This is a genomic window from Nonomuraea guangzhouensis (genome assembly GCF_019396345.1).
GTDB lineage: Bacteria > Actinomycetota > Actinomycetes > Streptosporangiales > Streptosporangiaceae > Nonomuraea > Nonomuraea guangzhouensis.
On sequence record NZ_JAHKRM010000025.1, the window covers coordinates 43,803 to 55,671 of the forward strand.

Annotated in this window: 7 protein-coding genes; 4 read left to right on the top strand and 3 right to left on the bottom strand. The window is 72.4% G+C overall.

Translation table 11 applies throughout. The features are described 5' to 3' along the window. Positions 1–130: 130 nt before the first annotated feature. Positions 131–2,455 (top strand): molybdopterin oxidoreductase family protein, encoded by a 2,325-nt coding sequence (locus KME78_RS67520; protein WP_308127346.1) that lies wholly within the window; start codon positions 131–133, stop codon positions 2,453–2,455. A 91-nt stretch (positions 2,456–2,546) separates the two neighbouring features. Here KME78_RS67520 and KME78_RS42175 read toward each other — a convergent pair whose 3' ends face one another. The 3 genes from KME78_RS42175 to KME78_RS42185 form a co-directional block, all read right to left on the bottom strand. Then, positions 2,547–5,105 carry a beta-glucosidase family protein gene (locus KME78_RS42175; protein ID WP_219535137.1) on the bottom strand — a complete coding sequence of 853 codons (2,559 nt, stop codon included), beginning with the start codon at positions 5,103–5,105 and terminating at the stop codon, positions 2,547–2,549. 153 nt (positions 5,106–5,258) lie between these two features. Then, entirely contained in the window at positions 5,259–6,614 is a 1,356-nt protein-coding gene (locus KME78_RS42180; RefSeq protein WP_219535138.1) for an MFS transporter, read from the bottom strand. Continuing rightward, positions 6,611–7,513: a DMT family transporter gene (locus tag KME78_RS42185; protein ID WP_308127337.1), complete on the bottom strand. Its 903-nt coding sequence runs from the start codon at positions 7,511–7,513 to the stop codon at positions 6,611–6,613. Before KME78_RS42185 ends, KME78_RS42180 begins: the two co-directional genes overlap by 4 nt. An 89-nt stretch (positions 7,514–7,602) precedes the next feature. Between KME78_RS42185 and KME78_RS42190 the strand changes: the two genes are divergently transcribed. The 3 genes from KME78_RS42190 (at position 7,603) to KME78_RS42200 (ending at position 11,856) form a co-directional block, all read left to right on the top strand. Next, complete coding sequence (locus tag KME78_RS42190; protein ID WP_219535139.1) at positions 7,603–8,490, top strand: LysR family transcriptional regulator; 888 nt, start codon at positions 7,603–7,605, stop codon at positions 8,488–8,490. Positions 8,491–8,551: 61 nt separating this feature from the next. Continuing rightward, a complete protein-coding gene (locus KME78_RS42195; protein ID WP_219535140.1) occupies positions 8,552–10,108 on the top strand; it encodes an ABC transporter transmembrane domain-containing protein in 1,557 nt (518 codons plus the stop codon). Further along, positions 10,105–11,856: an ABC transporter ATP-binding protein gene (locus tag KME78_RS42200; protein ID WP_219535141.1), complete on the top strand. Its 1,752-nt coding sequence runs from the start codon at positions 10,105–10,107 to the stop codon at positions 11,854–11,856. Before KME78_RS42195 ends, KME78_RS42200 begins: the two co-directional genes overlap by 4 nt. Positions 11,857–11,869: the final 13 nt, after the last annotated feature.

Here is an 11,869-nt window from a genome sequence, read left to right on the forward strand (position 1 = left end):
GGCGGCGGTTGCGACGGCCGCGTAACAAGGTCTTCTTAGGGTGCGATGCGTAAAGTGCCCGTCGTGTCCGGAGCGGCGCCCAGAAGGGGATCAGGTGACGGCGACCGACCCGCATATCGCCACCTCGGCCGTGAAAACGGTCTGTTCCTACTGCGGCGTAGGCTGTGGGATGGTGCTCGAGGTCGCTCAAGACGCCGCCGGGCGGCGCCGGGTCGTCAAGGCCTCCGGTGACAAGTCCCACCCCGCCAATTTCGGCCGTCTGTGCACCAAGGGCGCGACCAGCGCCGATCTGCTCGCCGCCCCCGGTCGGCTGGCCACTGCTCTGACGCGGGCGGATCGAGGTGCCGGACCCGCGCCCACCGATGTGGACGCCGCGATCACGGCGACCGCGCGGCGGCTACGCGAAATCCTGGACGAGCACGGCCCGGACGCGCTGGCCTTCTACGTGTCGGGCCAGATGACGCTGGAGGCGCAGTACCTGGCCAACAAACTGGCCAAGGGGTTCGTACGGACCAACCAGATCGAGTCCAACTCCCGGCTGTGCATGGCCAGCGCGGGTAGTGGGTACAAGCTGTCGCTGGGCTCGGACGGCCCGCCCGGTTCGTACGAGGACTTCGAGCACGCGGACGTCTTCTTCGTCATCGGCGCCAACATGGCCGACTGCCACCCGATCCTGTGGCTGCGGCTGACGCAGCGGGTGAAGGCGGGCGCCACGCTCATCGTGGTCGATCCCCGGCGTACCGCCACCGCCGCCAAAGCCGACCTCCACCTGCAGATCAAGGCGGGCACCGACCTTGCCCTGCTCAACGGCCTGCTCCATCTGCTGGTCGAGAACGGGCACGTCGACGAGGGCTTCATCGCGGAGTTCACCGAGGGCTGGGAGGCGATGCCGGCGTTCCTGCGGGACTACCCGCCCGCGAAGGTCGCCGAGATCACCGGCATTCCGGAGGCCGACATCCGCCGCGCCGCCCAGCTGATCGGCGAGGCGGGCGAGTGGATGAGCTGCTGGACGATGGGTCTGAACCAGAGCACACACGGCACCTGGAACACCAACGCGCTGTGCAACCTGCACCTGGCCACCGGCGCGATCTGCCGCCCGGGCAGCGGCCCGTTCTCCCTCACCGGCCAGCCCAACGCCATGGGCGGGCGCGAGATGGGCTACATGGGTCCGGGCCTGCCCGGGCAGCGCTCGGTGCTGGTGGAGGAGGACCGCCGCTTCGTCGAGAACCTGTGGGGAATCGCGCCGGGCACGCTGCGCACCGACGTCGGCAAGGGCACCATCGAGATGTTCTCCCGCATGGCCGACGGCGAGATCAAGGCGTGCTGGATCATCTGCACCAACCCGGTCGCGTCCGTCGCCAACCGCAAGAGCGTCATCCAGGGGCTGGAAGCCGCCGAGTTCGTCGTCACCCAGGACGCCTTCGCCGAGACCGAGACCAACGCCTACGCCGACGTGGTGCTCCCCGCCGCGCTGTGGGCCGAGGGCGAAGGAGTGATGATCAATTCAGAGCGCGACCTGACCCTGCTGCGACCGGCCGTGGACCCACCAGGCCAGGCACTGCCGGACTGGCAGATCATCGCTCGCGTCGCCTGTGAGATGGGCTTCGCCGACGCCTTCGGCTACGGCTGCGCCGAGGAGATCTTCGAGGAGATCAAGCGGGCCTGGAACCCGAAGACCGGCTACGACCTGCGCGGCGTGACCTACGACCGGCTGCGGGCCGCGCCGGTGCAGTGGCCCAGCGCGTCCGCCGATGGCGGCGACCGCAACCCGATCCGCTACCTCAACGACGGCGTCAGCCAGGATCTCGCCGAAAGCCCCGACGGCCTCCGGCCCTGGCTGTCCTTCCCGGCTGCGAGCGGCCGGGCGGTGTTCTTCCCGCGCCCGCACCTGCCGGCGGCGGAGCTGCCCGACGATGACTTCCCCTTCGTCCTGAACACCGGCCGGCTCCAGCACCAGTGGCACACCATGACCAAGACCGGCAAGGTCGCCAAGCTCAACAAGCTCAACCCCGGGCCCTTCGTGGAGATCCATCCGCGCGACGCCGGCGCTCTCGGCATCGGCGAGGGCGACGCGGTGCGGGTCGCCTCCCGGCGCGGGCAGGCAGTGCTGCCCGCCGTCGTCACCGATCGGGTGCGGCCCGGTGACTGCTTCGCACCATTCCACTGGAACGACCTGTTCGGCGAGTACCTCAGCATCAACGCCGTGACCAACGACGTGGTCGACCCCATCTCTTTCCAGCCTGAGTTCAAGGTGTGCGCGGTTTCCCTGACCCGGGGCGCGGCCACGCCCAGCGCCACAGGTGACGGCGACGACATGGCCGAGCGCCCCGCCACCACGACCGACCCGCCGCGGGCAGCGACCCCGCCGGGCGGCGCCGCCGTGGCGGAGCGGTGCCCTGACCGCGATCCACCTCGCCCGCATCTCTGGGACGCCGGTGGCCGGCACCCTGCTTGACCAGCACGGCCGGCACGCCCTCGGCCAGGCATATCCACTTCCGATCGACAGCAGTCTTCCTGGTCATGATCGCCGAGGACGACGGCGCCGGTCAGTGGTCGAAGGTGAGACCCGGCGCCTCGGAAAGGGTTTTCGCGTCCGAGGAGGAGCCGATCTCCAGCCGGAAGGTGCCCGGCTCGACGGCCCAGCGGCCCGCCGCGACGTCCCAGTGCTCGACGGCCCGCCGCCGGACGGTCACCGTCGCCGCGACCTCCTCGCCGGGCGCGGCGTCGACCGTGGCGAACCCGGCCAGCCAGCGCGGGGAACGCTCGATGGCGCTGTGGGGGCGGCTCGCGTACACCTGCACGACCTCGCGGCCGGGCCGGTCACCGGTGTTCCGCACCAGGACGGTAACCTCGGCCGTCGCCTCGTCCTGGCGAACCATCGCGGGACCGTACTCCCAGCTCGTGTAGCCGAGCCCATGACCGAAGGGGAAGAGGGCCTCGACCTCGCCGCGGTAGCCGATCGCCGGCCCCTCGTCATAGGCGAGCACGCCGTCGACCGGCTGGGTGGCGGCGTGGTCACCCTCCCGGAGCGGCCACGAGGTGGGCAGCCGCCCGCCGGGCTCCACCCGTCCGAGCAGCACGTCGGCCAGCGCGTTGCCGTACTCCTGCCCCGGGAACCAGGTGAGCAGGACCGCGGCGACCTCGTCGTGCCAGGGCAGCAGGACGGGGGCGCCGGAGTTGACCACGACGATGGTGCGCGGGTTCGCGGCGGCGACGCGGCGGACGAGCTCGTCCTGCCGCCCCGGCAGGGCCAGGCTCGTCCGGTCGAACCCCTCGCTCTCGACCTCCTCGTTGGTGCCCACGACCACCACGGCGACGTCGGCGTCGCGGGCCAGCGCGACGGCCCGCTCGATCTCCTCCTCGTCCGTGCCGTGCGGCGTCTCCAGGTTGAGCTGAAGCGTGGGGCCGGGCATCATGGCCTCCGCCCGGCCGAGATCATGTACCAGCCTGACCTCGACGCTCTCACCCGCCGCGAGCGGTACGGGGTGGGTCCGCTGCGGCGGCGTCAGCATGCCCTCGACGATGTCGGCGCCCGGCGGCAGCGTGAGCACGACGTCATAGACCTCCTGGCCGGCGACGATGAGCCGGTGACGGCCGAGCCCCGAGGAGCCGATCAGGTACGTACCCGCCTCCGTGGCCCTGATCATGGCGTGGACCTCGATCGCGGCGAGCCGCTCGCGCGGGACGGCCTCGGGGAAGGAGCCCATCACCCAGTTGAACGCGCCTCCGTCGCGCGGCTCAACGGCGAGCACGGATCCGGCGCTGTCGAGGTACCGCACCTCAGCGCAGTGACCCGACCCGTGGGTGCCGGCGGCCGATCCATCGGGCAGGGCGAGCCAGGGGGCCCGCGCGATCGGCGTGCGGGTGTGTGCGACGACCCCGATGGCGTGCGTCACCTCGACGCCGTCACCGACCGCGGCCCGCAGACCGTCCAGCGGCGAGACCGTGTACGGCGGGAACACGGTGGCGCTCCCACCCCCCAGAGTCCTGGCCACCTCCGCGTTGGGCCCCAGGACGGCGACCCGCCGCAACCCGGCGGGGTCGAGCGGCAGCACCCCGCCCTCGTTACGGACCAGCACGAACCCGGCCGCCGCGGCCGCACGCACCTCCGCCGCGACCCGCTCCTCCGTGTACGCCTCCCCGCTCCTTGGAGCCCCCGCGAAGCCACTGACCTGAGCGGAGTGGGGGGCTACGGGACTGCCGCCGGCGCCGGTGCCAGTGTCGGAGGCGGTGTCGGAGGCGGTGTCGGAGGCGGTGTCCAGGGCGCCGACGCGGGCGGCCAGGCGGAGGATTCGCCGCACCTTCTCGTCCACCTCCGCCTCCGGCACCGCGCCCGCCCGCACCGACGCCACCAGCGCCGCACCCCATGGACCCGACGGCCCGGGCATCACCAGGTCGAGCGCGGCGTTGGCGGCCGCCTCCGTGGAACTGGTGGCGAACCAGTCGGACATCACGACCCCGTCGAACCCCCACTCGTCCCGCAGGACGTCACGCAGCAGCGGGTTCTCGGTCATGGTCGCGCCGTTCACCCCGTTGTAGGCGGCCATCACCGCCCATACCTCGCCCTCCCCGACGATCGTCTCGAAGGGCGCCAAATAGAGCTCGCGGAGCGTCCGTTCGTCCACCCGGGCGTCGAGGCTCATCCGCTGGGTCTCGGAGTCGTTGGCGACGAAGTGCTTGACCGTCGCGCCCACTCCCCCGCTCTGCACGCCCCGCACGTACGCGACGCCGATCCTGGCGGTCAGCAGCGGGTCCTCGCTGAAGCACTCGAAGTGGCGCCCACCGTACGGTGACCTGTGCAGGTTGACCGTGGGGGCGAGCAGGACGTCCACGCCCTTGCGCCGCGCCTCGGCCGCCAGCAGGCGGCCGATCGCCTCGACGCGGGTCTCGTCCCAGGTGGCGGCGAGCGCGGTGGGCGAGGGCACGTTGGCGGAGGTGTCGCGCTCGTCCCAGATCTCGCCACGGACGCCGGCCGGCCCGTCGGAGACGACCAACCGGCGCAGGCCCACGGCCGGTTCGGGGTGGAGCGACCAGAAGTCGGCGCCGGTGAGCAGCCTCACCTTCTGCTCCAGGGAGAGCGTGGCGACAAGACTTTCCAGGTTCATGTGGGGGTCCCTGAGCTCGGAGGGCTACGCGGTTCTGTTACTGATACGTAGAAGTGAGACGTTTCCGCAAACGTAGTCGCAGCCCTCAGGCGAGCACAAGTGGCCATTGAAACGATTTACATCGCCGCCGCGGCGGCACTCAACCGGTCGCGATCAGCTGCTCGCGGCCGGGATCCCGGCCGGCAGTTCGCGGCGGGCGCGGAGTGGGGAGAGGAAAACGGGCAGGAAGGCGATCGCCAGAAACACCGCACCCACCCAGAGGGTGACGCGCACGGTGGTCAGCTCGCCGATCAGGCCCGCCACCGCGGCGCCGATCGCCAGCGCGCCGGTGAGCAGGAAGCGGAAGGTGGCATTCATGCGCCCGAGCAGGCCGTCGGGCGTCATGCCCTGACGCAGGCTGACACCGAGGACGTTGTCCATGCCCGTCTTGGTCATGGCCAGCAGCCAGCCGGCCCCGGCCAGCCACAGCCCTGGGCCGCGGTCGATGAGCGGTATCAGCAGCCCCGCCGGCGCCAGCAGCGGGCCGGCCAGGCCGAGCGTGCGGCCGTGGCCGAGACGCGCGGCGATCGGGCGCGCGCACCGGGCGCCGAGCAGCAGGCCGGCTCCGCCCGCCGCCCAGAACAGCCCGAGCGCACCCGGCGGCAGCCCCAGCTCGCTGACGAACAGGATGGGCAGCACGGTGTTGACGATCTGCGAGCCGAGGTTGGTCAGGGTCCCGGTGAGAGCCAGGGCGCGTAGTTCGGCGTTGCCGAGCACGTGCCGCAACCCTTCCGCGATCTGGGCGCCCAGCCGGGCGGGCGGTTCGGCGGCGGGCGCACCCGCGGTCCGGCGTATCGCACCCAGCCGGGTGGACCGTTCGGCGGCAGACGCGCCCGCGGTGCCGCGCATCGCACCCAGCCGGGCGGGCCGTTCAGCGGCAGGCACGCCCGCAGTGCCGCGTATCGCGCCCAACCGCAGGGCCGAGGCCAGGTAGCCGGCCGCCGCGCACGCCACTGCCACGGGCGCGGTGAGCAGTTGGACGAGCCCGCCGCCCGCGCCCCGCCCGGCCACGTTGCCGGCCGCGATCAGGGTCATGACAGCGGCATTGGCCTGTACGAGGCCGTCCCGGCCGACCAGTTGCGGCAGCACGCTCTGGGAGCCGACGTCGAAGAAGACCGTGGCGCAGCCGGTCAGCAGGACGACGGCGTAGAGCTGCCCGAACGTGAGGGCGTCCAGCCACCAGGCGATGGGGATGGACGCGAGCAGCCCGGCCCGGGCCAGGTCGGCCAGGATCAGCACGCGGCGGTGGCGCATCCTGTCCACCCACGCCCCCGCCGGTAGGCCGATGAGGAGGAAGGCGGCGGTGCTCAACGCGGCCAGTGCCCCCGCCTGACCGGGTCCCGCGTGGAGGGCGGTCACGGCGATGAGCGGGATGGCGACGTAGCCGATGTTGGTGGCGAGGTGGCTGAGCGCCGTCGCGGTGAACAGGATGCGGAAGTCGGGCGTCCGCCATGGGGAGCTCGTGATCACTTGACTGGTACGTCCTCTGCGACGGAGGGGCGTCTGCGCCGCTGAACCAGGCCCACACCGGCCAGGACGACCAGCATTCCGGTCAGGACGCGCAGGTCGAGTCGTTCGTCCAGGACGATCGTCCCCAGCGCGACGGAGACGATCGGCAGGAGGTAGCCGACCGTGGCGGCGTTGGTGGCGCCTTCGTCGGCGACGAGCCGGTAGCTGAGGTAGAAGGTGATCCCGGTGCTGAAGATGCCGAGCACGACGACGGCCAGCACAGCGGTCGAGTTGGGACGCGTCGCGGCTGTGCCGGTCGCGGTCAGAGCCGGAACACTCAGCCCGGTCGCGGTGATGAGCTGGGCCGCGGACAGGGCGAGCGGTTCGGTGCCCTGTCCGGTCAGTTTGCGACTCATGTACGCGAACGCGACGGCATAACTGGCCGACGCCCCGAGCAGGGCGAGCGCTCCCCAGCTCAGCAGGCCGCTCTCGTGCCAGGGCGCGAAGATCAGCAATGTGCCGGCGAAGCCGATCAGCAGCCCGGCCAGCCGCAGCCGGTGGAGCCCGCGCTCGGTGCCGATGATCAGGCCGATCAGCAGGGACCACAACGGGGTGGTCGCGTTCAGCACCCCGGCCACTCCCGAGTCGACGCTCTGCTCCCCGACGGCGTACAGGAAGAACGGCAGTGCGTTGCAGAAGAAGGCGGCCACGACGAGGCGTCCCCAGGTCGTGCGGTCCCGTGGCAGGCGCTGCCGGGCCAGGCTGGCCAGGCCGAGCAGGACGACCGCGCCGAGCGCGGCGCGGATGACGGTGATCTGCGCCGGGGTGAGCCCGTTGTCCAGCGCGAGTTTGATCCACAGAAAGGCCGATCCCCACAGCAGGGCGAGTACGGCCATCCGCGCCGACGATCCTCTGGTCACTGTCGTCCCCCCTTTCCACGAGGAAGGCTGCCTGAAGACCACCTGACAGGACAAGTGAAGATTTGTGGCCAACCTTTAAGCTGAGCTACATGCTTGACGTACGACGGATGCAACTCCTCCGCGAGGTCGTCACCAGCGGATCGGTCACCGCGGCGGCCGCCAACCTGGGCTACACGCCCTCCGCGGTCAGCCAGCAGATGGCCGCGCTGGAGAAGGAGGCGGGAGCGGTGCTGCTGGAGCGCGCCGGCCGCGGCATCCGGCCCACCGCGGCCGGCCGGCTGCTCAGCGAGCACGCGGCCGTCATCGGCCGGCAGCTGGCGGAGGCCGAGACGGCACTGGCCGACCTGCGCGCCGGGCGGACAGGACGGCTCACGGTCCGCTATTTCGCCACCGCGGGCGCGACCTTGATGGCGCCCGCCTTGGCCCGCTTCCGCCGCGAACACCCTGGCGTACAGGTCGATCTGCGGGTGACCGACCCCGACGACCCGCTGCGGGAGGTGGCGGGGGGCGAGGCCGACCTGGCCATCGTGGTCGCTCCCCGCGACCGTGTCCACGCGGGCATCCGCCTGGTCCACCTGCTCGACGACCCCTACCGCGCCGTCCTGCCCAAAGGACACCGGCTGGCGGGCAGGCAGATCATCGAGCTGGGCGAGTTGGCGGGCGAGTCGTGGGTGGGTAGCGAGTCGCCCGGGCCCTGCCTGGACGTACTGCTGGCCGGGTGCGCGGCGGCCGGCTTCGCCCCGCGGGTCGTCGTCGAAAGCGACGATTACCCCACGGCACAGGGGTTCGTCGCCGCCGGCCTGGGGGTCTGCCTGATCCCCAGGATGGGACTGGCCAACCGCCATTCCGGCGTAGTGGTTCGGCGGGTACGCGGGCCGCAGCCCGTACGGACGATCCAGGCGGCCATTCGGGAGACGTCGGCGACCCACCTCCCGCTCGCCAGACTCCTGGCCGCGTTCCAAGCCGCGGCAACCTGAAGGCAACGGCAGCTCCAGGGCGGGTAAAGAGACGCCAAAGCCATGCCCTAGCGTGATCGTCATGAAGGCGGCTCGGTATCTGTGCTGGCTGGCCTGGGCGCAGAAGGGCCGGGTCGCGCTGGGTGCGACGCTGGGCACCCTCTGGATGGTGGGCCTGACGCTCCCGCCGTACCTGCTGTCCAGGGCGATCGACGACGATCTGGCGCCCGGCTGGGTGCTGGCGCTGCTCGGCGCGGGCCTGGTCAACGCCTGGCTGGCGATGTTGCGGCACCGCACGATGACCAAGATCCGGATGGACGCCAACTTCCGCACCGTGCGCGCCCTGGTCGAGCAGATCAACAACCTGGGCGCCGACCTGCCCAAGCGCGCTTCGGCGGGCGACGTGGTGACGATCGGCATCGGCGACGTCATCAGCATCGCCGCCTCGCTGACGGTGACCGGCCCCGGCGTGGGCGCGGTGATCAGCTACGGCGTGGTGGCGGCGCTGCTGCTGCGGGTCTCCGTGGTGCTGGCCGTGGTGGTGCTGCTGGGCGTGCCGCTGCTGGCGATCCTGCTCGGCCCGCTGCTCGGGCGGCTGATGAAGGTGCAGAACGGCTACCGCGAGCACCAGGGCAGGCTGACCACCCGCCTGGTCGACCTGATCGAGGGGCTGCGGGTGCTCAACGCCTTCGGCGGCAAGGGCACCTACGCCGAGCGGTACCGCGCCGACTCGGCGAGCCTGCGCGAGCAGGGCTACCGGGTGGCGTCGCTGACGAGCTGGATCGGCGCGCTGGGCACCGGATTGCCCGCCCTGTTCCTGGCCGCCGTCACCTGGCTGGGCGCCCGGCTGGCCGCCGAGGGGGCGATCACGGTGGGCGAGCTGGTCGGGGTGTACGGGTACATCGCCGTGCTGGTGGTGCCGGTCTCCTTCTTCATCGAGGGCAGCTTCCAGATCAGCCACGGCCTGGTCGCCGCCCGCCAGGTCACCCGCTTCCTCGCGCTGCGCGCCGACGAGCGAACGCGCGCCGCGGAGCCCGCCGGGCCTGAGGTCGCGCCAGGGAGCCTGGTGGGGCTGGTGGGGCTGGTGGGGCTGGTGGGGCTGGTCAGCGCCCGGCCCGAGGAGAGCGTGGCGCTGCTCGAAGGGCTGGGCGGGTTCGACGGCACCTCCCTGATCGCCGACCACGACGCCGCCCTGTTCGCGGGCACGCTGCGCGAGGTCCTCCAGGGCCGGGGCGAGGCGGACGACGAGGCGATCCACCGGGCCGTGCACGTCGCCGCGGCGCAGGACGTGGTCGCGGGGCTGCGCCACGGGCTCGACTCGATGATCGAACCCGGCGGCCGCAACCTGTCGGGCGGCCAGCGTCAGCGCGTACGCCTGGCCCGGGCGCTGCTGGCCGAGCCCGAGGTACTGCTGGCCGTGGAGCCCACCTCCGCGCTGGACGCGCACACCGAGTCCCTCCTCGCGGGGCGGCTCCGTACGGCACGCGCCGGCCGTACGACGGTCGTGGCCACCGCCTCGCCGCTGCTGCTCGCCCAGGCCGACCAGGTGCTGTTCATCGAGGACGGGCGGGTGGCCGCCACCGGCACCCACGGCGAACTGATGGAATCCACCCCCGCCTACCGGTCGGTGCTCGTGTGAACCGCGACCTGCCCATCGCCGACCGGCGGCAGGTACGGCGGGCCGCCCTGCGCCTGGTCAGGCGCGACGTGCCGGGCTTCACCGCGACACTGCTGCTCAACAGCCTCGCGGCGGCGGCCGCCCTGGTCAGCCCGTGGTTGCTGGGCCGCATCATCGACTCCATCAGCGCCGGAGACACGGTCGACCTGCTCGCCGCGATCGCCGTGGGCGCGGCGCTGGCCCAGCTGGTCCTGTCCAGGTACGCCGAGAAGGTCGGCACCCGCTTCAGCGAGCGGGTCCAGGAACACATCCGCGCCGAACTCCTGGACCGCGTGCTGGCCCTGCCCGCCGCCACGGTCGAGCACATCCGCACCGGCGACCTGACCGCCCGCGGAACCACCGACGTGGCCGTCGTCGGCCGCACCCTGCGCGACGCCGCCCCCGCGATCCTCGTCTCCAGCCTGCAGGCGCTCTTCCTGATCGTCGCCGTCTTCCTGGTCGACCCGGTCCTGGGCGCCTGCGGCCTGCTCGCGCTCGCCGGCATCGTGGCCGCCTCCCGCTGGTACCTTCGCCACGCCCGCCCCGCCTACCTGGAGGAAGGCGCCGCCCGCTCGGAGCTGGCCGAGCACCTGACCGCCAACGCTGCGGGCGCCCGCACCATCGAGGCCCTGGGCCTACGGGCCAAGCGCACGCGGGCGGCGGAACGGGTGATCGAGCGCGGCCGGGCCGCCCAGCTGCGGACCCTCTTCCTGCGCAGCGTGCTCTGGCCCTCGGTGGAGGTCTCCTCGCTCCTGCCGCCCGTGCTGGTACTGCTGCTCGGCGGGGTGCTCCTGGACCGCGGCCAGGTCACGCTGGGCGCGGTCGTCACCTGCGTGCTCTACCTGCGCCGGCTCGACCAGCCGATCGAGACGATCCTGATCTGGCTGGAGCAGTTGCAGAGCAGCGGCGCCGCCTTCGCCAGGATCGAGGGCCTCGCGACACCGGCGCGGGAGGAGGTCGCCGCCGCGGCGCCGCGGGGCGACCGGATCGAGGCGTGCGGCGTGCACTTCGCCTACGAAGGCGGCGACGACGTGGTGTCCGGCGTCGATCTGACCGTGCGGCCCGGCGAGCGCCTGGCCGTCGTCGGCCCCTCGGGAGCCGGCAAGTCCACCCTGGGCAAGCTGCTGGCCGGCATCGACCGCCCCCGCCTGGGCACGGTCACCGTCGGCTCGGTGCCCGTCGCCGACCTCTCCCCCGCCCAACTCCGCGAGCACGTCGTCCTGGTCACCCAGGAACAGCACCTGTTCCTCGGCACCGTCCGCGACAACCTGCTGCTGGCGGATCCGACGGCCGGCGACGACCGCCTGGGCAAGGCGCTGGCGGCGGTCGGCGCCGACTGGGTCGACTCGCTCGACGACGAGCTGGGGTCCCAGTCGTCCGGCGCCACCCTCGGCCCGGACCGGGTCCAGCAGCTCGCCCTGGCCAGGGTCATCCTGGCCGACCCGCACACCGTCATCCTCGACGAGGCCACCGCCATGCTCGACCCCCGTACGGCCAGGCGCGCCGAACGCTCGCTCGCCGCCGTCCTGGAGGGGCGGACCGTCATCGCGATCGCCCACCGCCTGCACACGGCCCGCGACGCCGACCGGGTGGTGGTCATGGACGACGGCCGGGTGGTGGAGGTCGGCGCCCACGACGAGCTGGTCGCGGCGGGCGGGGTGTACGAGACGCTGTGGAGGTCGTGGCACGGCTCGCGGAGTGTCGGCGATTCTCACCGCGCTGACCGGTAAGGCCGTCAGACCT

Bases quoted from the DNA above. Each gene is read 5' to 3' on its own strand.
- KME78_RS42190 (WP_219535139.1), top strand. From the start codon at position 7,603: ATGCTTGACGTACGACGGATGCAACTCCTCCGCGAGGTCGTCACCAGC.
- KME78_RS42195 (WP_219535140.1), top strand. From the start codon at position 8,552: ATGAAGGCGGCTCGGTATCTGTGCTGGCTGGCCTGGGCGCAGAAGGGC.
- KME78_RS42175 (WP_219535137.1), bottom strand. From the start codon at position 5,105: ATGAACCTGGAAAGTCTTGTCGCCACGCTCTCCCTGGAGCAGAAGGTG.